The 21446-nt window shown below is 69.1% G+C and carries 22 protein-coding genes and 1 tRNA gene; 18 read left to right on the forward strand and 5 right to left on the reverse strand.

The window, feature by feature from the left end; genetic code table 11:
* Positions 1-74: 74 nt before the first annotated feature.
* Positions 75-887, forward strand: coding sequence for an SDR family oxidoreductase (locus tag AWB92_RS01305; RefSeq protein ID WP_085183732.1), 813 nt, complete (start codon positions 75-77; stop codon positions 885-887).
* Positions 888-1132: 245 nt separating this feature from the next.
* On the opposite strand, the gene AWB92_RS01310 is transcribed toward AWB92_RS01305, so the two are convergent.
* The gene (locus AWB92_RS01310) at positions 1133-1921 is read right to left on the reverse strand and encodes an SDR family oxidoreductase (protein WP_085184046.1); all 789 of its coding nucleotides are present in this window, start codon (positions 1919-1921) and stop codon (positions 1133-1135) included.
* 59 nt (positions 1922-1980) lie between these two features.
* On the opposite strand from AWB92_RS01310, the gene AWB92_RS01315 reads away from it, so the two are divergent.
* Positions 1981-2547, forward strand: coding sequence for a carboxymuconolactone decarboxylase family protein (locus AWB92_RS01315; protein WP_085183733.1), 567 nt, complete (start codon positions 1981-1983; stop codon positions 2545-2547).
* Here AWB92_RS01315 and AWB92_RS01320 read toward each other — a convergent pair whose 3' ends face one another.
* Positions 2548-2961 (reverse strand): DoxX family protein, encoded by a 414-nt coding sequence (locus AWB92_RS01320; protein WP_241523338.1) that lies wholly within the window; start codon positions 2959-2961, stop codon positions 2548-2550. It abuts the gene before it with no gap.
* 83 nt (positions 2962-3044) lie between these two features.
* Between AWB92_RS01320 and AWB92_RS01325 the strand changes: the two genes are divergently transcribed.
* The gene (locus AWB92_RS01325) at positions 3045-3545 is read left to right on the forward strand and encodes a nitroreductase family deazaflavin-dependent oxidoreductase (protein WP_085183734.1); all 501 of its coding nucleotides are present in this window, start codon (positions 3045-3047) and stop codon (positions 3543-3545) included.
* Positions 3546-3561: 16 nt separating this feature from the next.
* Here AWB92_RS01325 and AWB92_RS01330 read toward each other — a convergent pair whose 3' ends face one another.
* On the reverse strand, positions 3562-3753 hold the full coding sequence (locus AWB92_RS01330; RefSeq protein ID WP_085183735.1) for a hypothetical protein: 192 nt from the start codon (positions 3751-3753) through the stop codon (positions 3562-3564).
* Between the two features lie 95 nt (positions 3754-3848).
* On the opposite strand from AWB92_RS01330, the gene AWB92_RS01335 reads away from it, so the two are divergent.
* Positions 3849-4175: a hypothetical protein gene (locus AWB92_RS01335; protein WP_142281894.1), complete on the forward strand. Its 327-nt coding sequence runs from the start codon at positions 3849-3851 to the stop codon at positions 4173-4175.
* A 24-nt stretch (positions 4176-4199) separates the two neighbouring features.
* On the opposite strand, the gene AWB92_RS01340 is transcribed toward AWB92_RS01335, so the two are convergent.
* Together AWB92_RS01340 and AWB92_RS01345 are read right to left on the reverse strand one after the other, a co-directional pair.
* A tRNA-Arg gene (locus AWB92_RS01340) sits at positions 4200-4275 on the reverse strand.
* Positions 4276-4347: 72 nt separating this feature from the next.
* Positions 4348-5316, reverse strand: coding sequence for a helix-turn-helix domain-containing protein (locus AWB92_RS01345; RefSeq protein WP_158090344.1), 969 nt, complete (start codon positions 5314-5316; stop codon positions 4348-4350).
* 97 nt (positions 5317-5413) lie between these two features.
* Between AWB92_RS01345 and AWB92_RS01350 the strand changes: the two genes are divergently transcribed.
* The 14 genes from AWB92_RS01350 (at position 5414) to AWB92_RS01420 (ending at position 21425) form a co-directional block, all read left to right on the forward strand.
* Complete coding sequence (locus AWB92_RS01350) at positions 5414-5866, forward strand: hypothetical protein (RefSeq protein WP_085183738.1); 453 nt, start codon at positions 5414-5416, stop codon at positions 5864-5866.
* A 5-nt stretch (positions 5867-5871) separates the two neighbouring features.
* Positions 5872-7008, forward strand: coding sequence for an alanine racemase (locus AWB92_RS01355; RefSeq protein ID WP_158090345.1), 1137 nt, complete (start codon positions 5872-5874; stop codon positions 7006-7008).
* Positions 7009-7088: 80 nt separating this feature from the next.
* Entirely contained in the window at positions 7089-8741 is a 1653-nt protein-coding gene (gene argS, locus AWB92_RS01360) for an arginine--tRNA ligase (protein ID WP_085183740.1), read from the forward strand.
* The gene (lysA, locus tag AWB92_RS01365) at positions 8738-10156 is read left to right on the forward strand and encodes a diaminopimelate decarboxylase (protein WP_085183741.1); all 1419 of its coding nucleotides are present in this window, start codon (positions 8738-8740) and stop codon (positions 10154-10156) included. The genes argS and lysA overlap by 4 nt, the downstream gene beginning before the upstream one ends.
* Before the next feature lie 2 nt (positions 10157-10158).
* On the forward strand, positions 10159-11484 hold the full coding sequence (locus AWB92_RS01370; protein ID WP_085184048.1) for a homoserine dehydrogenase: 1326 nt from the start codon (positions 10159-10161) through the stop codon (positions 11482-11484).
* Positions 11481-12563 carry a threonine synthase gene (gene thrC, locus AWB92_RS01375; protein ID WP_085183742.1) on the forward strand — a complete coding sequence of 361 codons (1083 nt, stop codon included), beginning with the start codon at positions 11481-11483 and terminating at the stop codon, positions 12561-12563. The genes AWB92_RS01370 and thrC overlap by 4 nt, the downstream gene beginning before the upstream one ends.
* A 3-nt stretch (positions 12564-12566) precedes the next feature.
* Complete coding sequence (gene thrB, locus AWB92_RS01380) at positions 12567-13514, forward strand: homoserine kinase (RefSeq protein WP_173817322.1); 948 nt, start codon at positions 12567-12569, stop codon at positions 13512-13514.
* 260 nt (positions 13515-13774) lie between these two features.
* Complete coding sequence (gene rho, locus AWB92_RS01390) at positions 13775-15580, forward strand: transcription termination factor Rho (RefSeq protein WP_085184050.1); 1806 nt, start codon at positions 13775-13777, stop codon at positions 15578-15580.
* Between the two features lie 11 nt (positions 15581-15591).
* Positions 15592-17172 (forward strand): fatty-acid--CoA ligase FadD1, encoded by a 1581-nt coding sequence (fadD1, locus tag AWB92_RS01395; protein ID WP_085183743.1) that lies wholly within the window; start codon positions 15592-15594, stop codon positions 17170-17172.
* Between the two features lie 143 nt (positions 17173-17315).
* Entirely contained in the window at positions 17316-17558 is a 243-nt protein-coding gene (gene rpmE, locus AWB92_RS01400) for a 50S ribosomal protein L31 (protein WP_085183744.1), read from the forward strand.
* Positions 17559-17634: 76 nt separating this feature from the next.
* A complete protein-coding gene (prfA, locus tag AWB92_RS01405; protein ID WP_085183745.1) occupies positions 17635-18708 on the forward strand; it encodes a peptide chain release factor 1 in 1074 nt (357 codons plus the stop codon).
* Entirely contained in the window at positions 18705-19547 is an 843-nt protein-coding gene (prmC, locus tag AWB92_RS01410) for a peptide chain release factor N(5)-glutamine methyltransferase (protein WP_085183746.1), read from the forward strand. Before prfA ends, prmC begins: the two co-directional genes overlap by 4 nt.
* On the forward strand, positions 19544-20197 hold the full coding sequence (locus AWB92_RS01415; protein ID WP_085183747.1) for an L-threonylcarbamoyladenylate synthase: 654 nt from the start codon (positions 19544-19546) through the stop codon (positions 20195-20197). The genes prmC and AWB92_RS01415 overlap by 4 nt, the downstream gene beginning before the upstream one ends.
* Positions 20198-20243: 46 nt before the next feature.
* Positions 20244-21425, forward strand: coding sequence for an MraY family glycosyltransferase (locus AWB92_RS01420; RefSeq protein WP_173817323.1), 1182 nt, complete (start codon positions 20244-20246; stop codon positions 21423-21425).
* Positions 21426-21446: the final 21 nt, after the last annotated feature.

Below are 21446 nucleotides of genomic sequence, written 5' to 3' on the forward strand. Positions count from 1 at the left end.
CGAGGTTGTTACATATCGGACAGATTCGGTAATGACTGTAAGCCTTGACGTCGGTTTGTTCTATATTCAGCTGCATGACGCTCGACCCCTCAAGTGTTCTCCTGACCGATCGCGTCGCGGTCGTCACCGGCGGCGGCGCGGGCATCGGTCGCGGCATCGCGCGGGGGCTGACGGCCTTCGGCGCGCGCGTCGCGATCTGGGAACGCGACCCCGACTCGTGCGCGTCGGCGGCCGAGGAGATCGGAGCGCTGGGGCTCACCGTCGACGTCCGCGACAGCGCCGCGGTGGACGCCGCGCTGGCGCAGACCTCCGCCGAACTTGGCACGGTGAGCATCCTGGTCAACAACGCCGGCGGGGTCTTTTGGTCGGGCATCCTCGACACCAGCGAGAACGGTTGGGACGCGCTGTACAAGGCCAACCTGCGCCACGTCTACCTGTGCACCCAGCGGGTGGCGCGCGTCCTGGTCGAGCAGAAACTGCCGGGCAGCATCATCAGCGTCACCTCGATCGAGGGCGTGCGCGCCGCACCGGGTTACGCGACCTACGCCGCGGCCAAGGCCGGTGTGATCAACTACACCAAGACCGCCGCGCTTGAGCTCGCGCCGCACGGCATCCGGGTCAACGCGCTGGCCCCCGACATCACCTTGACCGAGGGCATCAGGGCGATCGCGCCGCCGGGCTCCGAGGAGCGATTCGGGCTCACGGTCCCGATGGGGCGAGCCGGCCACGTCGACGAAATGGCAGGCGCGGCAGTCTTTCTCGCGTCCGACATGTCCAGCTACATCACCGGGCAGACGATCCACGTCGACGGCGGCACCCAGGCCGCCAGCGGCTGGTATCACCATCCGGAGACCGGCGCGTACGCGCTCGGCCCGACGAGCGGCTGAGCACCCGTCGCGACAACGGCGGGCGAAGAGGAGTCGACATGGATGTGAACAACACCGGTGTCCTTGCCTGGCGCCGCCGATGTGCGGCCAAAACGTATGCGACAGTGAGGCTATGGCACTCGACGAGTTGTCGACATTTCGCGGCACACCGCCGTGGCGTGATCCGCTCGCCATGTCGTTTGGGCTACACCGCAGGCTGTTGCTGTTGCGGTTCCGCTGGCACGACAAGGCCGCGCAGCGAAACGCTAAGCGCCGGTGTCCAGGCCGGCGTGCGCCGACATCCCGCCGTCGATCGCGAACATCTGCCCGGTGATGTAGCGGGACTGCTCCGAGGCGAGGAATACGACGAGGTTCGCGACGTCTTGTGGTTCGCCGAGGTACGGCGTCAGTGTCGCGCGGCCCAGGCGGCCGATGACGTCCTCCGACAGGTGCGCGCGAACGGCGTCGGTGAGGATCAGCCCGGGCACGACGGTGTTGGCCCGCACGCCGGCCTTTCCCTCGCTGGTCGCGACGTACATCGTCAGGGCGTGCACCCCGGACTTCGACATGCCGTAGGCCAGGCGGGTGCGGTCGCCTTTGAGGGCGGCCCCCGACGACATGTTGACGATGGCACCGCCTCCGCCCCTGCGCATTTCGGGCACCGCGTGCTTACACATGAGCAACTGGCTGCCGAGGTTGACCTCCAGCGATCGCTGCCACACCTCCAGCGGCATCTCGGTGACGGTCGTGTCCCGCGACAGGAAGTCACTGGCCGTCAGCGCCGCGTTGTTGTGCAGCACGTCGACGCGGCCGAACTCCGCGACGGTCGAGCGCACCACGTCCCGCGCGGTGTCCTCCTCGGCGAGATCGCCGCCGAGCGCGATCGCCCGGGCGCCCGTTCGCGCAATCTCGTCGGCGACCCCGGCGGCCTTCGCCTCGTCGATGTCGACGACGGCGACGGCGGCGCCTTCGCGCGCCAACTCGTGCGCCGTCGCCGCACCGATTCCGCCGGCGCCCCCGGTGACTATCGCGACCTTTCCGGCAAGTCTGGACATCGAGTTCTCCCAAATCATCGGGGCTTTTCGGTGATGCACAAGAAAGTTAGCGTGATCTGATGCCGCGTATTGCGCCAATTCCGATGGAAGAGCTCAGCCCGCACTCCCGCGAAATCGTGGAGGCCGGCGTCGCCGCCGGGCTCTACGCGACGCCGGTGCCCCTGCAGATATTCGCGTATCGCAGCGCCCAACTCGAACAGGTCGACATGGCCCGACACCACCTGGGTGCCGGCACGCTGCTCGGCGGCCGGATCCTGGAGCTGCTGCGCATCCGCAGCGCCCAACTCGGCGAATGCGAGCCGTGTAGCCAGTCGCGCAAGCACGACTCGATCACCGACGAGGACGTCGCGTGCCTGCTTGCCCCGGGCCACGGCGCGCTCACCCCGCAGGAGCAGATGGCCGTCGAGTTCCTCGACCTGCTATCGGCCGACCACCACGCCATGGACGACGAGTTCTACCAGCGGCTGGGGGAGCACTTCACCGCCGCGCAGATCATCGAACTCGGCTTCACCTGCGCCGGCGTGATGGGACTGCACCGCTTCATCCACACGCTCGACGTCTACGGCGATTCGGCGCCCGTCATCGAGTACGACGCGGGTCAGGTCGACAGCGCCAAGCCCGCGTGACTAGGTGAGCGGATAGAGTCCGAAGCGGCCCCAGGCGACGAAGATCGCGAGCGCCAGCAGCACCGCGTTCATCGCGACGAATGGTGTCTCCTTGCGCCGGGCGTGCACCACCGCCGCACCGATCATCACCACCGCGAGCCCGAGTGCGGCCAGCGGCACCAGGATCGGCGCGATGTGCGCCAGCGCCGGCACGATCAGCCCGATCGCGCCGAGGATTTCGGCGATCCCGATGAGCCGGATCATCGTTGGGCTGTAGTCCTCCGCCCAACCGAAGCCCGAGCTCACCAATTGGTCCTTGGTGCGAACGAGTTTCAGCAGCCCGCTGCCGACGAACGTGACCGCCAGAATGATCGCGACGATCCACAGCGCCAGGTTCATCCAGACCTCCTCGGGGGAGCGCGATCTCGTGATCATCCAACGACACGCCACCCGCGGCAAGGGTGTCACTACGGAGCACCTACTAGAGCCGGCGATGCAAAGGGGGCAAGAATGACACCATGTCCGATCGGTCGTTCGACGCCACCAACCCGTTTCATCGAATGATGCGCACCTTCGCCGCCACCAAGGCGGGGGCGGCGTTTCTGCGCCCGGCGGCACACCACCTGGACCGGCTCGTCACCAAGGTCACCGGCGGTCGAACCAGCTTCGCCGGGATCGCGACCGGGGTTCCCGCGGTCATTCTCACCACCACCGGCGCCAAGTCCGGTCAACCCCGCACCGTCGCGTTGTACGGAATCCCGCACCCCGATGGCGTCGGCCTCATCGCGTCCAACTGGGGCGGCGAAAAGCACCCGGCCTGGTACTACAACCTGAAGGCCAACCCGAAAGCCACGGTGTCGATCGGCCGCGACACCTGGCCCGCCACCGCCCGGCTCGCCACCCCGGCCGAGCGCGACGAGATCTGGGCAAAAGGGCTCGAGATGTACCCCGGCTGGCGCAAGTACGAGGCGCGCGCCGGCGACCGCCACATCGAGGCGTTCGTGCTCAGCCGGGATTGACGACCGCCCTGCCAACTCAGGTCGAGGTGATCAGGCGCTGTATGTGTGGAAGAAGCACTCGACACTCGGCGGCGCTCAGCTGCAACGTGCCATGCTCGCCGTCCCTGGTGTCGAACGACATGGTCAGGGAGCCGTGTTCGATCAGCGGTGTCTCGCCGATGTGGCCTTGGTACGCCGCGAATTTGGGTTCCTCGATCACGACGAGCATCCAGTGCGATCCTTTCCCCGGTGTCCCGGGCCGTCGCCCGTAACGTGCCTCTGCTAATTACCCGACACCTGCTTAACTCTTGCAGTCTGGCCGTAATGAACTCCACCCGGTGTGCCCAGCAAAGCCGCTTTCGACGCGCCCGTCAATATGTGCGAGTTGGCACGAAGAACCGCCAATCGCCCTCAGCGGGACTACTTCATTCCTCGTTCGCTTCTGACGAGCAGGGCGGGGCCGCCGAGCATGAGTGCCAATGCGAAACCGGTGACGTCGGCGCCGGCGGGTTATGGGTGCTCATGTCGAACGCGGTGATCCTGAACGTGACAAGCAGGGTGAGCACGAAGATCATGCCGGTGACGGATCGGCACAAGGACGAGGAAGACGAGCCCGACCAAAGCAATGAACGGCAATCCCAGGGGAGGTGAATCCACCGTTGAACTGCGTGAATGTGGTGCCCCCGGCAGGATTCGAACCTGCGGCCTTCTGCTCCGGAGGCAGACGCTCTATCCCCTGAGCTACGGGGGCGCAAAAAGATGCTGCGCCATCGGGCCCAGCCAGAGTAACGCATCCACGTGACGGTCGTGTCCCCGCCAGGGCTCAAGAGGCCTTAGCCTGGGCACTCGGACGCAGCGCCCCGGGCGATCGCCCGGTGTGCCTCTTCACCAGCCGGTGCAGAGTCGCGGGATCTGCCAATCCCACGGACGCGGCGATCTCCTCGAGCGGCATGCGGGTGGTGCGCAGCAGGTGCAGCGAGCGCTCGAGGCGAACCCGCTGGACCAGCTGGAGCGGGCTGAGGCCCACGGCATTTCGCGTCCGCCGCGCCAGGGTCCGGGTGCTCAGGCCGCAAAACCGGGCCAGCGAGTCGAGCGTGTGCGGCTCATCCAACTGGGCCCGGACGAACCGTTCCAGCGTCGCGACCGTTTCGTCGCGCGCCGCCAGGTGCGAGGGAATGAGGAAGCTCGCCTGCGACGTCCGCTGATCGGCGACGAGCCGGTTCGCGAGCTCGTCGGTCAGCGCGGCGCCCCCGAAATTGCGCATCAGCGCGAGCATCAGGTCGATGTGGGCGAAGGCGCTCCCGGCCGTCCAGATCGACCCGTCGCGCACGACCATTTCGTCGATGATGACCCGGGCCGCCGGCGCGACCGCGGCGAGGTCGGCCCCGAGCCACCACGTCGTGACGCAGCGCCGTTGATCCAGCAGCCGGGCCGCGGCCAGAACGAATACCGCCGTGCACGACGCCGCGATGTCCGCGCCGCGGGCGTCCGCGCCCGCCAGCCATTCGGCGGCGACGGCGACGTCGGCACCGGCGAGCCTCTCGGCGATCTCCTCGGGCTGCGCGGCGCCCAGCCCGGGCACCACGACGACGTCTCGCGCGCCGGCCTGCGCCAGCGGTTGCGCGGTCACGGCCAGGCCGCCGCGCAGGGCGACCTGGCTTTCCGGCGAGACGAACCGCAGGTCGAACGTGGGTTTGCCGAGGATCCGGTTGGCCGCCGAGACCACGTCGATCGTCACGCCCACCGCGCTCGCGCTGGCCCCGTCGAGCACGAGGACATCGAAACCGATCATGTGGCGAATTATGCAAGAAAGCTGTCTGTCCTGCCACTGGATTCTGGCGCGCAGCGGGAGGACATTACGAGGGCAAGAACCCCTGAAAGGACATGACATGCCGCTGATGCGCGTAACCCTGACGCCAGGCGCCTTCGACGAGGCGGGCAAGGAGCGCCTGGTGACGGGCCTCACCGAGGCGGCGTGCCGCGCCGAATCGGTGCCCGACCAGCCCCAGCACCGGATGCGGGCCCTGGTCCTGCTGCACGAGCTCGCGCCCGGGTGCTTTTACTCGGCCGGCGCCTCGGCGGACGCCGCGGTCGCCGGCGTATTCATCGATTGGCAGGTCAGCGCCGGGGTGCTCGACGGGGCCCGCAAGGCGCGATTCGCCGGCGAGATTCAGGAGGTCGCCGCGGCGGCGGCTCAAACCAACGGCGACCGGATGGTCGTCACGTCGTGCGTCATCCACGAAGTGCCCGAAGGCCAGTGGGCGCAGCACGGCGCGATCCGCCGGCTCCCGGACATCGCGCCGATTGCGGGATTCGAGCACCTGACCTCCATCGCGTCCTGATGCCGATGCGTCCGGCGGAAGCGTTGGCGCACGCCATGATTGGCGAGCCGAACTCCCGCTACCGCCTGCCGACCCCGGCGCTGATCCTGGACGAGGCGGCGCTCGATGCCAACATCGGCCGAATGGCCGAGCGCACCCGCGGCAGGGTGGCCCTGCGCCCGCACGCCAAGACGCACAAATGCGCCTGGATCGCCAACAAGCAGGTCGCCGCCGGCGCGGCGGGGATCTGCTGCGCCAAAATCGGTGAGGCCGAAGCGCTTTCGGCCGCCGGCGTGCGCGGCATCCTCCTGACGTCGCCGGTCGCCGACCCGCTGATGCCGAAGCGGCTGTGCGACGTGGCGGCGCTCGACCCGGGATTTGCGTGCGTGGTGGATCATCCCGATCCGGTGACCGCGCTCAGCGCCGAGGCGTGCCGCCGCGGCATGCGCGTCAATGTCCTCATCGACGTCGACGTGGGCCTCGGCCGCACCGGCGTGTCCGGCCCGGAGCAGGCGGTGGCGCTCGCCGAGCACGTCCATCGGTACGAGGGGCTGACGCTGGCCGGCGTTCAGGGCTACGGAGGCCACTGGCAGCACATCTCCGGCTTCCAAAACCGTTGCGACGCAGTCAAAATAGGCATGGAGCGCCTCGCAAGCGTGGTCGACGCGCTGCGCGCCGCCGGTCACCGGGTCGGCATCGTCACCGGCGGCGGCACCGGAACCGTCGCGGCCGATCTGGACCTGGGCGTCCTCAACGAATTGCAGCCCGGCTCGTACGTCTTCATGGATGCCCAATACGCCGACGCCCTGGGCGACGACGACGACGGGGCCTTCCAGACCAGCCTCTGGGTCTCCAGCCAAGTCGTGAGCGCCAACGCCGACGCGATCGTCACCGTCGACGCGGGCCTAAAGGCTTTCGCGACCGACGGACCCATGCCACGGCCGACCGGACCGCGGTTCGGCGGCTCGACGTACGCGTTCTTCGGCGACGAGCACGGCGCACTGACCCGGCCCGCCGGCGCACCCGTCAGCCTCGGGGAACGCGTGGAGTTCACCACGCCGCACTGCGACCCCACCGTCGATCGGTATGACGCGTACCACATCGTCCGCGGCGACCGGGTGGTGGACATCGTGCCGATCGAGGCAGCCCGCGCCAGCCGGTAGCGCCCAGGCCCCGGTGCGGCCGCGCTGCCCCCTCTAATAGATTCGGGGCCGGGGGACCCTAGCCAATAGGATGGACGCTCGTGACCCCCGCCGACCTGGCCGAGCTGCTCAAAGTCACCGCCGCCGCGGTGCTTGCCGAGCGCGGGCTGGACGCTGCCGCGTTGCCGGCGACGGTCACGGTGGAGCGGCCGCGTAATCCCGAGCACGGTGACTACGCCAGCAACCTGGCGCTGCAGCTGGGCAAGAAGGTCGGCGCCAACCCGCGTGAGCTGGCCGGATGGCTCGCCGAAAAGCTGGCCGGCGCCGACGGCATCGCGGCCGCGGAGGTCGCCGGGCCGGGCTTCATCAACCTGCGCCTCGAGGCGTCGGCGCAGGCCGTGGTCGTCACCAACGTCATCGACGCCGGTGACGAGTTCGGGTACTCGGACGAGCTCCAAGGGCAGAAGATCAACCTCGAATTCGTCTCGGCCAACCCCACCGGGCCGATCCACATCGGCGGGACCCGCTGGGCCGCGGTCGGCGACGCGCTGGGCCGATTGCTGTCCACCCAGGGCGCCGACGTGGTGCGCGAGTACTACTTCAACGACCACGGCGCGCAGATCGACCGGTTCGCCAACTCGTTGATCGCCGCGGCCAAGGGCGAACCGACGCCGCAAGACGGCTACGCGGGCGCCTACATCAACGACATCGCCGCGCAGGTGCTGCAGAAGGCGCCCGACGCGCTGAGCCTGCCCGACGCCGAAATGCACGAAACATTCCGGGAAATCGGTGTCGACCTGATGTTCACCCACATCAAGGAGTCGCTGCACGAGTTCGGCACCGACTTCGACGTCTACACCCACGAAGACTCGATGCACACCAGCGGCCGGGTCGAGCAGGCCATCGCCCGGCTCCGCGGGACTGGCAACGTCTACGAGAAGGACGGCGCAACCTGGTTGCGCACCAGCGCTTTCGGTGACGACAAGGACCGCGTCGTGATCAAGAGCGACGGCAAGCCGGCCTACATCGCCGGCGACATCGCCTACTACCTCGACAAGCGGCAACGCGGCTTCGACCTGTGCATCTACATGCTCGGCGCCGACCACCACGGCTACATCGCGCGGCTGAAGGCGGTGGCCGCCGCGTTCGGCGAAGACCCGGCTAGCGTCGAGGTGCTCATCGGGCAGCTGGTCAACCTGGTCCGCGACGGCCAGCCGGTCCGGATGAGCAAGCGGGCCGGGACGGTGCTCACGCTCGACGACCTGGTCGAGGCGATCGGTGTCGACGCCGCGCGCTACAGCCTGATCCGCTCGTCGGTGGACACCCCGATCGACATCGACCTGGCGCTGTGGTCGTCGGCGTCCAACGAAAACCCCGTCTATTACGTGCAATACGCGCACGCGCGGCTCTCGGCGCTGGCCCGCAACGCCGCCGAGCTCGGCCTGATCCCCGATACCGGCCACCTCGAGTTGCTCAGCCACGACAAAGAGGGCACGCTGCTGCGTTCCATCGGCGAGTTTCCCCGAGTGGTGAAAACCGCAGCCGCGCTGCGCGAACCGCACCGGATCTGCCGCTTCCTGGAGGACCTCGCCGGCGACTACCACCGGTTCTACGACTCCTGCCGCGTCCTGCCGCAGGGCGACGAGCAGCCCACCGACCTGCACACCGCGCGCCTGGCGCTGTGCCAGGCCGCCCGCCAGGTCATCGCCAACGGCCTGGCGATTCTCGGCGTCACCGCACCGGAGCGAATGTGAACGTCCACCCCGCCGGTCCCCGGCACGCGGACGAGACCCGTCACGCGGAGAGCCCGCCCCGGCCCCAATCCCCCGAGGAGCTGCTGCGGCTGGCGCCGAACGTGTGGCCGCGCAGCACTACTCGCGACGACGACGGCGCCGCCGTCATCGGGGGAGTGCCGGTGACCGACCTCGCCCAGGAGTACGGGACCCCGTTGTTCGTCGTCGACGAGGACGACTTCCGCTCGCGCTGCCGCGACCTGGCGGCGGCGTTCGGCGGCGGCCACAACGTGCACTACGCCGCCAAGGCGTTCCTGTGCACCGAGATAGCCCGCTGGATCAACGAGGAGGGCCTCTCGCTGGACGTGTGCACCGGCGGGGAACTGGCCGTCGCGTTGCACGCGGACTTCCCGCCGGAGCGAATTACCTTCCACGGCAACAACAAATCCGTCGCCGAACTGACCGCCGCGGTCAAGGCCGGGGTGGGCCACGTGGTTCTGGACTCGATGATCGAAATCGAGCGCCTCGACGCCATCGCGGGCGAGGCCGGCATCGTCCAGGACGTGCTGGTGCGCCTCACCGTCGGGGTGGAGGCGCACACCCACGAGTTCATCTCCACCGCGCACGAGGACCAGAAGTTCGGCCTCTCGGTGGCCAGCGGCGCGGCGATGGCGGCGGTGCGCCGGGTGTTCGAAACCGACCACCTGCGGCTGGTCGGGTTGCACAGCCACATCGGATCGCAGATCTTCGACGTCGCCGGCTTCGAGCTCGCCGCGCACCGCGTCATCGGCCTGCTGCATGAGATCGTCGACGAGTTCGGCGTGGAGAAGACGGCCCAGCTGTCGACGGTCGATCTCGGTGGCGGCTTTGGCATCTCGTACCTGGCCCCCGACGATCCGCCGCCGGTGGCCGAGCTGGCGGCCAAGCTGGGCGCCATCGTGCGCAGCGAGTCGGCGGCCGTCGGGCTGCCCACCCCCAGGCTGGTCGTCGAGCCGGGGCGCGCCATCGTCGGCCCGGGCACCATCACGCTCTACGAGGTCGGCACCGTCAAGGACGTCGATGTGAGCACCACGGCGCACCGGCGCTACGTCAGCGTCGACGGCGGCATGAGCGACAACATCCGCACCGCGCTCTACGACGCGCAGTACGACGCGCGGCTGGTCTCGCGGGTCAGCGATGCGCCGGCGGAGCTCGCTCGCATCGTCGGAAAGCACTGCGAGACGGGCGATATCGTCGTCCGTGACACCTGGGTCCCGGGGGATCTGCGGCCGGGCGACCTGCTCGGGGTCGCCGCCACCGGCGCCTACTGCTATTCGCTGTCGAGCCGCTACAACATGATCGGCCGGCCCGCGGTGGTGGCCGTGCGCGGCGGGCGCGCCCGACTGGTGCTGCGCCGGGAGACGGTCGACGATCTTTTGAGTCTGGAGGTGAGGTGACCGTGCCCGGTGACGAAAAGCCCGTCGGCGTAGCGGTACTCGGGTTGGGCAACGTCGGCAGCGAAGTCGTCCGCATCATCGAGGACAGCGCTGCGGACCTGGCGGCCCGCGTCGGCGCCCCGCTGGTGCTGCGCGGTATCGGGGTGCGTCGCGTGGCCGCCGACCGCGGCGTCCCGATCGGACTGCTGACCGACAACATCGAAGAGCTGGTGTCCCGTGACGACGTCGACATCGTCGTCGAGTTGATGGGGCCCGTCGAACCCGCCCGCAAGGCGATCCTGTCCGCGCTCGAGCATGGCAAGTCCGTGGTCACGGCCAACAAGGCCCTGCTGTCCATCTCCACCGGGGAGCTGGCACAGGCGGCCGAAAACGCCCACGTCGACCTGTATTTCGAGGCCGCGGTCGCGGGCGCGATCCCCGTCATCCGCCCGCTCACCCAATCGCTGGCCGGCGACACGGTGCTGCGGGTGGCCGGCATCGTCAACGGCACCACGAACTACATCCTGTCCGAGATGGACAGCACCGGCGCCGACTACGACAGCGCCCTGGCCGACGCCAGCGCGCTGGGGTACGCCGAGGCCGACCCCACCGCCGACGTCGAGGGTTACGACGCCGCGGCCAAGGCCGCGATCCTGGCGTCCATCGCATTCCACACCCGGGTGCACGCCGACGACGTCTATCGCGAGGGCATCACCAAGATCACCCCGGCCGACTTCGCCTCCGCGCGGGCGCTGGGCTGCACCATCAAACTGCTGTCCATCTGCGAGCGCGTCACGGGTGACGACGGCCAGCAACGGGTTTCGGCCCGCGTCTATCCGGCGCTGGTGCCGCTGTCGCACCCGCTGGCCACGGTCAGCGGGGCGTTCAACGCGGTCGTGGTCGAGGCCGCGGCCTCGGGGCGGCTGATGTTCTACGGCCAGGGGGCCGGCGGCGCGCCCACCGCGTCGGCGGTGACCGGCGACCTGGTGATGGCCGCCCGCAACCGGGTGCTCGGCAGCCGCGGGCCGAAGGAGTCCCGGTACGCCCAACTTCCCATCGCCCCAATGGGTCTCATCCCCACCCGCTACTACGTCAGCATGAGCGTCGCCGATGAACCCGGTGTATTGGCATCGGTCGCAACGGAATTCGCTAAGCGCGAGGTGAGCATCGCCGAGGTGCGCCAGGAAGGCATGGTCGACGATGGCGGCCGGCGGGTGGGCGCCCGCGTGGTGGTGGTCACCCACACCGCGACCGACGCCGCGCTCTCCGAAACCGTCGCCGCCCTCGCCGACTTGGCCGTCGTGCAGAGCGTGACCAGCGTGCTGCGACTGGAAGGAAACGGCCTGTGAGCGTCCCCCGGACGGCCACCCATCAACCCTGGCCGGGAGTGATCGCGGCCTACCGCGACCGGTTACCGGTCGGCGCTGACTGGACCCCGGTCAGCCTGCTCGAGGGCGGCACCCCCCTGATCGCCGCGGGCCGGCTCTCGGAAAAGACCGGCTGCACGGTCCATCTCAAGGTCGAGGGCCTCAACCCCACCGGCTCCTTCAAGGACCGGGGCATGACGATGGCGGTCACCGACGCCCTGGCCCGCGGCCAGCGGGCCGTGCTGTGCGCGTCGACCGGCAACACCTCGGCCTCGGCGGCCGCGTACGCCGCACGCGCCGGCATCACCTGCGCGGTGCTCATACCGCAGGGCAAGATCGCGATGGGCAAGCTGGCGCAGGCGGTCATGCACGGCGCCAAGATCATCCAGATCGACGGCAACTTCGACGACTGCCTGGAACTCGCCCGCAAGATGGCCGCCGACTTCCCGACGATCGCGCTGGTGAACTCCGTGAACCCGGTGCGCATCGAGGGTCAGAAGACCGCCGCGTTCGAGATCGTCGACGCGCTGGGCGCCGCGCCCGACGTGCACGCCCTTCCCGTCGGCAACGCCGGCAACATCACCGCGTATTGGAAGGGCTACACCGAGTACCACCAGGAAGGCGTGATCGACCGGCTGCCCCGCATGCTGGGCGCCCAGGCCGCCGGCGCCGCGCCCCTGGTGCACGGCGCACCCGTCCGCAACCCGGAGACCATCGCCACCGCGATCCGCATCGGCGCCCCGGCGTCGTGGGCGGCCGCCGTCAACGCGCAGCAGCAATCCAACGGCCGCTTCCTGGCGGTCACGGACGAAGAGATCCTGGCCGCCTACCACCTGGTGGCCGCCTCCGAGGGCGTCTTCGTCGAGCCCGCGTCCGCCGCCAGCATCGCGGGGCTACTCAAGGCCGTCGACGACGGCTGGGTGGCGCGCGGCTCGACCGTCGTCTGCACGGTGACCGGCAACGGCCTCAAGGATCCCGACACCGCGCTAAAGGACATGCCGACCGTGTCCCCGTTGCCGGTCGACCCCGTCCTCGTCGTCGAACAATTGGGTCTCGCGTAAGAAATGAACGCCCGAATGCTGCCCGCCGGGCTGGTGGCCAGCTCCGTCGTGTCGGCCTCCAGCGCCAACCTCGGCCCCGGCTTCGACAGCATCGGCCTGGCGCTGGACCTGCGCGACGAGATCGTCGTGGAGACAACCGATTCCGGCCTGGAGGTGATGGTCGAGGGCGAGGGCGCCGACCAGGTGCCGCTGAACGCCGATCATCTGGTCGTGCGGGCCGTCCGGCGCGGGCTGGACGCCGCGGGCGTCGGCGCGCCCGGCCTGGTGGTGCGCTGTCGGAACGCCATCCCGCACTCCCGCGGCCTGGGCTCGTCGGCCGCTGCCGTCGTCGGCGGCCTGGCGGCGGTGAATGGGCTTGTCGCGCAAGTAGATTCGGGCCCACTGAGCGTTGATGAGCTGATCCAGCTGTGCTCGGAATTCGAAGGACACCCGGACAACGCCGCGGCCGCGGTGCTGGGCGGCGCGGTGGTCTCCTGGACCGACAGCACCGGTGAGCGGCCCCGGTACTCGGCGGTATCACTGCGGCTGCACCCGGACATCCACCTGTTCTGCGCGATTCCCGAGGAACGCTCGCTGACCGCCGAAACCCGGGTGCTGCTGCCCACCCGGGTCAGCCACGACGAGGCCAGCTTCAATGTCAGCCGGGCCGCGCTGCTGGTCGTCGCGCTGACCGAGCGCCCCGACTTGCTGATGCCGGCCACCGAAGACCTGCTGCACCAACCCCAGCGCGCCCCCGCGATGCCGGGCTCGGCGGAATATTTGCGGCTGTTGCGGCGTCATAAGGTGGCAGCGACGCTTTCTGGGGCTGGTCCCTCGCTAATCGCACTGAGCACAGAGCCGGAGTTACCCCGGGAAGCGCTGGAGTACGGGGCCGCACACGGATTTGCCGTCACCAGGATGACCGCGGGCGAAGGAGTTCGCTGGAGCCCGGGCGTCACCGTCGCCGGTTAATCCACAGCGTGGCCGGAGGGTTTGCTTGCTTCCGACAGTGATGCAGGTTATCCTCGGAGCCGTCCAGCAATCGCAGCATCTGCATCTGCAACTGCCTTGCCGCTAGGACAACACCAATTCTTCTCGTGAACGAGGTTCGCCGTCTTCTCCGCCGATCCGGGCGATCACCGTTGCAGAGTCGATGATTGGGCGCACTCGGCAAATTGGCTGAATGCAACGAACCCCCGTATGACCTGATCAGCGGGGAAGAAAGGAACTCCGTGACAGATACGGACCTATTCACGGCTGGCGAAAACACCGATAGCAATCACGCTTCGGACGCCGTGACCACAGACACACCCGAGGTCAAAACCAACGCCTCGACCGGCTCCCTGTCCACCATGGTGCTGCCCGAGCTGCGTGCGCTGGCCAACCAGGCCGGCGTCAAGGGGACGTCCGGGATGCGCAAGAACGAACTCATCGCCGCGATAAAGGAAATCAGGGGACAGGCCAACGGCACTTCGGCCCCCGCCGCCCCGGACACCGCCCCGGAGGGCAGCGGCAAATCCGACCAATCCGACACGGCCACCGCCGATGCGCCGGCCGCCCAAGGGGAACAGAACGGTTCCACCGGCGAGGCGCCGCGCCGCGAACGACGCGCTGCCACCCGCGAAGCGGGATCACCGCCCGAGGACGCGGACACCCAAAAGGGTGGCGCCAACCGCGAAGCCGACAAACGCCAGGACCGCCAGCAGGACACCAAGACCGACGAGCGCGGCGGCGACCAGGGCGGCCAGCAGAATCGCGGCGGCTCCAACCAGCAGGACGACGACGGCGAAGGCCGTCAGGGCCGGCGGGGACGCCGGTTCCGCGACCGCGACCGCCGTCGCCGCGGCGAACGGTCGGGCGAGGGGGCCGACACCGAGCTCCGTGAGGACGACGTCGTCCAGCCCGTCGCCGGAATCCTTGACGTGCTCGACAATTACGCCTTCGTGCGCACCTCCGGCTACCTGGCCGGCCCGCACGACGTCTACGTCTCCATGAACATGGTGCGCAAGAACGGCCTGCGCCGCGGAGACGCGGTGACCGGCGCGGTTCGGGTGCCCCGCGACGGCGAGCAGCCCAACCAGCGGCAGAAGTTCAACCCGCTGGTGCGCCTGGACAGCGTCAACGGCGGCTCGGTCGAAGAGGCCAAGAAGCGGCCCGATTTCTCCAAGCTGACGCCGTTGTACCCCAACCAGCGGCTGCGCCTGGAAACCACACCGGACCGGCTGACCACGCGGGTCATCGACCTGATCATGCCGATCGGCAAGGGCCAGCGGGCGCTGATCGTGTCGCCGCCCAAGGCCGGTAAGACGACGATCCTGCAGGACATCGCCAACGCGATCACCAAGAACAACCCGGAATGCCACCTCATGGTCGTCCTCGTCGACGAGCGGCCCGAGGAGGTCACCGACATGACGCGCTCGGTCAAGGGCGAGGTCATCGCCTCGACGTTCGACCGGCCGCCGTCGGACCACACCTCGGTCGCCGAGCTGGCCATCGAACGCGCCAAGCGTCTCGTCGAGCAGGGCAAGGACGTCGTGGTGCTGCTCGACTCGATCACCCGCCTGGGCCGCGCCTACAACAACGCGTCGCCCGCGTCGGGCCGGATCCTCTCCGGTGGTGTCGACTCCACCGCGCTGTATCCGCCGAAGCGCTTCCTGGGCGCGGCCCGCAACATCGAGGAAGGCGGGTCGCTCACGATCATCGCCACCGCGATGGTCGAGACCGGGTCCACCGGTGACACGGTCATCTTCGAGGAGTTCAAGGGCACCGGTAACGCCGAGCTCAAGCTGGACCGCAAGATCTCCGAGCGCCGGGTCTTCCCCGCGGTCGACGTGAACCCGTCCGGCACCCGCAAGGACGAGCTGCTGCTCTCGCCCGACGAGTTCGCCATCGTGCACAAGCTGCGTCGGGTGCTGTCGGGTCTGGACCCCCACCAGGCCATCGACCTGCTGATGTCGCAGCTGCGCAAGACCAAGAACAACTACGAGTTCCTGGTGCAGGTGTCCAAGACGACCCCCGGGTCGATGGACAACGACTAGCCTCCCAAGCTGTGGCGGACACGCTGCAGCAACTGCTTCGCGAGCGGCTGGACCAGGACACGCCGGCGCTGAAGTACGGCGAGCGTGTCTGGACCTGGCGTGAGCACCTGGCCGACGCCGCCACCACCGGGGCCGCCGTCATCCGGATCGCCGATCCGGACCGTCCGCTGCACGTGGGCGCCCTGCTGGGCAACACCCCCGAGATGCTCACGGCCATGGCGTCGGCGGCGCTCGGCGGCTACGTGCTGTGCGGCATCAACGACACCCGCCGCGGCGCCGCGCTGGCCGGCGACATCGCCCGCGCCGACTGCCAGATCCTGCTCACCGATCCGGCGCACCAGGGCCTGCTGAACGGCCTCGACCTGCCCGGTGTCCGGGTCTTCGACGTGTCTGCCGAGCCGTGGCGCGCGCTGCTGGGCGGCGCCGGCCCCCTGACGCCGCATCGCGAGGTCGCGCCGACCGACACCTTCATGATGCTGTTCACCTCCGGCACCAGCGGCGACCCGAAGGCCGTGCGGGTCACCCACCTCGTCGTGCTGTTCGCCGGGGCAACGCTGGTCGGACGGTTCGGGCTCGACGCCTCCGACGTCTGCTACCTGTCCATGCCGCTGTTTCACGCGAACGCGCTATATGCCGGGTGGAGCGTGGCGGTGTCCACCGGCGCGGCCATGGCCCCCGCGACGTTCTCGGCGTCCGGGCTGCTGGACGACCTGCGCCGGTACGGGGCCACCTTCATGAACTACGTCGGCAAGCCGCTGGCCTTCGTGCTGGCCACGCCGGAGCGACCCGACGACCACGACAACCCGCTGCGGGTCGCGGTCGGCAACGAGGCGAGCGATCGGGACATCGCCGAGTTCAGCAGGCGATTCGACTGCACGGTGTGGGACGGCTTCGGCTCCACCGAGGGCGCGATCGTCATCACCCGCGAGGACGGCTGCCCGCCCGGGTCGCTGGGCCGCGGCTTCCCCGGGGTCGCCGTCTACAACCCCGACACGTTGGCCGAGTGCCCGCCCGCCACCTTCCGCGACGGCGCCCTGACCAACCCCGACGAGGCGATCGGGGAGCTGGTCAACACCACCGGCGCCGGGCTGTTCGCCGGCTACTACAACGACTCCGAGGCCACCGACGCGCGGCTGCGACACGGCATGTTCTGGTCCGGCGACCTCGCCTACAAAGACGCCGACGGCTGGCTCTATTTCGCCGGGCGCAGCGGCGACTGGTTGCGCGTCGACGGGGAAAACATGACCACGGCCCCCATCGAGCGGATCTTGGAGCGGTTGGCACCGGTCAGCCACGTCGCGGTGTACGCGGTGCCCGACGAACACTCCGGCGACCAGGTGATGGCGGCGATCGTGCTGGCCGACGGCGCGGAGCTGACACCGGAGGAATTGGGCAGGTTCCTGGCCGATCAGCCCGACCTGTCGCCCAAGGCGTGGCCCCGCTACGTCTGGCTCGCCGACCGGTTGCCGACCACGGCGACCAACAAGATCCTCAAACGCGAGCTCAGCGCGCTGGGCACGGCCCCCGGCGGCGGCGTGGTGTGGACCCGCGACGCAAGAAGCCGCGTCTATCGCGCCGCGTCGCGGCCCTGAGCAGCCGGGAATGCGGGCGACCAGCTCGCTGTTTGGGCTGATGTAGGTTGACCTGGCATAATCGGGGGTCGACTAACCCAGGACCAGATCAGGTTCCCGGAGTTCGCGCCCGGTCCGGGCGGCAAACGATCGAAGAGGACATCATGAAAGCTGACATTCATCCCGCGTACGGCGAGACCACCGTGCACTGCGGGTGCGGGAACACCTTCACCACCCGCAGCACCAAGGCCGGCGGTCAGATTCACGTCGAGGTCTGCTCGCAGTGCCACCCCTTCTACACGGGCAAGCAGAAGATCCTCGACAGCGGCGGCCGGGTGGCCCGCTTCGAGAAGCGCTACGGCAAGCGCAAGGCCGCGGCCGACTCGGCCGAGTCGACCGACAAATAGCTGGCTTACCGACGCCCGAACTGTGCGAGTCTGCACAGGCCGGGCGTCGGTTTGTGTCCGGGGCAGGAGGTGTGACATGACGAAGCCGGTGCAGACCATCGACGTGTTGCTCGCCGAACACGCCGAGCTCGAGAAGCGGCTGGCCGACCCCGAACTGCACAGCAACCCCGACGAGGCGCGCAAAGCCGGACGCCGATTCGCGCGAGTGGCCCCGATCGTCGGCACATACCGCAAGCTGGAGGCCGCGCGCGGCGACCTGGAGACCGCCCGCGAGCTGGCCGCCGACGACGAATCCTTCGCCGACGAGGTCACCGAGCTCGAGGCCAAGGTGGCCGAACTGGACACCCAGCTCACCGACATGCTGGCGCCGCGGGACCCCCATGACGCCGACGACATCGTGCTCGAGGTGAAATCCGGTGAGGGCGGCGAGGAATCGGCGCTGTTCGCCGCCGACCTGGCCCGCATGTACATCCGCTACGCCGAGCGGCACGGCTGGAACGTCACGGTGCTGGACGAAACCACCTCGGATCTGGGCGGTTACAAGGACGCGACGCTGAGCATCACCAGCAAGGGCGACTCGGCCGACGGCGTGTGGTCACGGATGAAGTTCGAGGGCGGGGTCCACCGCGTGCAGCGCGTCCCTGTGACCGAATCCCAAGGCCGCGTTCACACTTCGGCCGCGGGCGTGCTGGTCTACCCCGAGCCCGAGGAAGTCGGCGAGGTGCAGATCGACGAGTCGGACCTGCGCATCGACGTCTACCGCTCGTCCGGCAAGGGCGGCCAGGGCGTCAACACCACCGACTCGGCGGTGCGGATCACCCACCTGCCCACCGGCATCGTCGTCACCTGTCAGAACGAACGGTCACAGCTACAGAACAAGGCCCGCGCCATGCAGGTGCTGGCTGCCCGATTACAGGCCCTCGCGGAGGAAAAGGCGCTGGCCGACGCGTCGGCCGACCGCGCCAGCCAGGTCCGCACCGTGGACCGCAGCGAACGGATCCGCACCTACAACTTCCCCGAGAACCGGATCACCGACCACCGGATCGGTTTCAAGGCCCACAATCTCGACCAGGTGCTCGACGGAGACCTCGACGCGCTGTTCGACGCGCTGAGCGCGGCCGACAAGCAATCGAGGCTGCAACAGGCATGACGGCCCTACGTACCGCGATCGACTCGGCGACAGCGCAACTGGCCGAAGCCGGAATCGATTCCGCGCGTTACGACGCCGAGGAGCTGGCCGCCCACCTGACCGGCACCGAACGCGGACGGCTGACCCTGCTCGAGTCGCCGGGCGACGAATTCTTCGGGCGCTACCGCGAGATCGTGCAAGCGCGCTCGCAGCGGGTGCCGCTGCAGCATCTCACCGGGACGGCGGCGTTCGGTCCGGTGACGCTGCAGGTCGGCCCCGGCGTGTTCATCCCGCGCCCGGAGACCGAGGCCATGCTGGAATGGGCCACCGCACAACCGCTCCCGGCGCGGCCCGTGATCGTCGACCTGTGCACCGGATCCGGCGCCTTGGCCGTGGCGCTGGCCCACCACCGCCCCGCCGCCCGAGTGATCGGCATCGACGACTCCCAGGCGGCCCTCACGTACGCGCGCCGCAACGCGGCGGACACCGTCGTGGAACTCATGCGCGCCGACGTGACCGCCCCCGGATTGCTGTCCGAGCTGGACGGACAAGTCGACCTCGTGGTGGCCAACCCGCCCTATGTTCCCGACGACCACGCGGTGGAAGCCGAAGTGGCCCAACATGATCCGCCGCACGCGGTATTCGGCGGGCCGGACGGGATGGCGGTCATCACCGCCGTCGTCCGACTCGCCGGACGCTGGCTGCGCCCGACCGGCATGTTCGCCGTCGAGCACGACGACACCACGTCGGCGCGAACAGTCGAATTGATCGGGGCCACAGGGCTTTTCGAGGATATCGAGGCCCGCCGGGATCTCTCCGGGCGGCCGAGGTTCGTGACGGCGCGAAGGGGGCCCCGTTGACCACCGTGTTCGACTGCGGCGATCCCGACCAGCGTTCGGTCGGAATCGCGTCGGCGGCGGGTGCGGTCAAGAACGGCCGGCTCGTCGTGTTGCCGACCGACACCGTGTACGGGATCGGCGCCGACGCCTTCGACAGCACCGCGGTGGCCGCGCTGCTCGCGGCCAAGGGCCGGGGCCGGGACATGCCGGTGGGTGTGCTCGTCGGCTCCTGGCACACCATCGAGGGCCTGGTCTACACGATGCCCGAGGGGGCGCGCGACCTGATCCGCGCCTTCTGGCCGGGCGCGCTGAGTCTGGTGGTGACGCAGGCGCCGTCGTTGCATTGGGACCTCGGCGATGCCCGCGGCACGGTGATGCTCCGGATGCCGCTGCACCCGGTGGCCATCGAGTTGCTGCGCGAGGTGGGGCCGATGGCGGTGTCCAGTGCCAACGTCTCCGGCCGCCCGCCCGCTGTCGACGCCAACGAGGCCCGCGATCAGCTCGGCGATCTAGTGGACGTCTATCTCGACGCGGGGCGTTCGCAGCAGCAGGCCGCCTCCACGATCGTCGACCTGACGGGGGACACCCCTCGCATCCTGCGGGCCGGCCCGGTCAGCGCCGAGCGGATCGCCGAAGTCCTCGGCATGGACCCGGCCGGCCTGATCGCCTAGCGCGAGCGCCGTCAATCCCGTCTCAGCCGGGTGCAGTACGGTTTCGTTGGTGTCCAGCCTTGCCGGTGGTCTGCTCGCCCTGTCCGATCGCGGCACCGGCGTCCCGCTGCGCGAGCTGGCGGTGGTCGGGCTGACCGCCGCCATCGTCACGTACTTCGCGACCGGACCGGTGCGCGTCCTGGCCACCCGGCTGGGCGCGGTCGCCTATCCGCGGGAACGCGACGTGCACGTGACCCCCACCCCACGCATGGGCGGGCTGGCGATGTTCCTCGGCGTGATCTCGGCCGTCTTCCTGGCCTGGCAGCTGCCTGCGCTCACCCGCGGCTTCGTCTACTCCACCGGCATGCCCGCTGTCCTGGTGGCCGCCGCGGTGATCGTCGGCATCGGCCTGATCGATGACCGCTGGGGCCTGGACGCCCTGACCAAGTTCGCCGGCCAGATCACCGCGGCCAGCGTGCTGGTCACCATGGGCGTCGCCTGGAGCGTGCTGTACATCCCGATCGGCGGCGTCGGCACGATCGTGTTGGACCAGGCGTCGTCGATCCTGCTGACCCTGGCGCTGACGGTGTCGGTCGTCAACGCGATGAACTTCGTCGACGGGCTCGACGGGCTGGCCGCCGGGCTGGGGCTCATCATGGCGATGGCGATCTGCCTGTTCTCGGTCGGCCTGCTGCGCGACCACGGCGGCGACGTGCTGTTCTATCCGCCCGCGGTGATCTCGGTGGTATTGGCGGGCGCCTGCCTCGGCTTCCTGCCGCACAACTTCCACCGGGCCAGGATCTTCATGGGCGATTCCGGCTCGATGCTTATCGGCCTGATGATCTCCGCGGCCGCGACGACTGCGGCGGGCCCGGTTTCGCAGAACGCCTACGGCGCCCGTGACGTGTTTGCTCTGCTGTCACCGTTCCTGCTGGTGGCGGCCGTGATTTTCGTGCCGATGCTCGACCTGTTGCTGGCGATCGTGCGTCGCACCCGCGCGGGTCGCAGCGCATTCAGCCCGGACAAGATGCACCTGCATCACCGGTTGCTGCAGATTGGCCATTCGCATCGCCGGGTGGTGCTGCTCATCTATTTATGGGTGGGCATTGTCGCGTTCGGCGCCGCCAGCACAATCTTTTTCAACCCGCGCGACACCGGCGCGGTGATGCTGGGGGCGATCGTGGTCGCCGGCGTGGCGACGGCGATCCCGCTCCTGCGCCGCCGCGACGACTACTCGGACGTGGACTAGACGAGGGCTACGACACCCAGT

The organism is Mycobacterium sp. IEC1808 (assembly GCF_002101935.1).
Lineage (GTDB): Bacteria > Actinomycetota > Actinomycetes > Mycobacteriales > Mycobacteriaceae > Mycobacterium.

What these genes read in the sequence shown, in the direction of transcription:
- AWB92_RS01305 (WP_085183732.1), top strand. Translation starts at nt 75, where the DNA reads ATGACGCTCGACCCCTCAAGTGTTCTCCTGACCGATCGCGTCGCGGTC.
- AWB92_RS01310 (WP_085184046.1), bottom strand. Translation starts at nt 1,921, where the DNA reads ATGTCCAGACTTGCCGGAAAGGTCGCGATAGTCACCGGGGGCGCCGGC.
- AWB92_RS01315 (WP_085183733.1), top strand. Translation starts at nt 1,981, where the DNA reads ATGCCGCGTATTGCGCCAATTCCGATGGAAGAGCTCAGCCCGCACTCC.
- AWB92_RS01320 (WP_241523338.1), bottom strand. Translation starts at nt 2,961, where the DNA reads ATGATCACGAGATCGCGCTCCCCCGAGGAGGTCTGGATGAACCTGGCG.
- AWB92_RS01325 (WP_085183734.1), top strand. Translation starts at nt 3,045, where the DNA reads ATGTCCGATCGGTCGTTCGACGCCACCAACCCGTTTCATCGAATGATG.
- AWB92_RS01330 (WP_085183735.1), bottom strand. Translation starts at nt 3,753, where the DNA reads ATGCTCGTCGTGATCGAGGAACCCAAATTCGCGGCGTACCAAGGCCAC.
- AWB92_RS01335 (WP_142281894.1), top strand. Translation starts at nt 3,849, where the DNA reads ATGAACTCCACCCGGTGTGCCCAGCAAAGCCGCTTTCGACGCGCCCGT.
- AWB92_RS01345 (WP_158090344.1), bottom strand. Translation starts at nt 5,316, where the DNA reads ATGATCGGTTTCGATGTCCTCGTGCTCGACGGGGCCAGCGCGAGCGCG.
- AWB92_RS01350 (WP_085183738.1), top strand. Translation starts at nt 5,414, where the DNA reads ATGCCGCTGATGCGCGTAACCCTGACGCCAGGCGCCTTCGACGAGGCG.
- AWB92_RS01355 (WP_158090345.1), top strand. Translation starts at nt 5,872, where the DNA reads ATGCGTCCGGCGGAAGCGTTGGCGCACGCCATGATTGGCGAGCCGAAC.
- thrB (WP_173817322.1), top strand. Translation starts at nt 12,567, where the DNA reads ATGAACGCCCGAATGCTGCCCGCCGGGCTGGTGGCCAGCTCCGTCGTG.
- rpmE (WP_085183744.1), top strand. Translation starts at nt 17,316, where the DNA reads ATGAAAGCTGACATTCATCCCGCGTACGGCGAGACCACCGTGCACTGC.
- prfA (WP_085183745.1), top strand. Translation starts at nt 17,635, where the DNA reads ATGACGAAGCCGGTGCAGACCATCGACGTGTTGCTCGCCGAACACGCC.
- prmC (WP_085183746.1), top strand. Translation starts at nt 18,705, where the DNA reads ATGACGGCCCTACGTACCGCGATCGACTCGGCGACAGCGCAACTGGCC.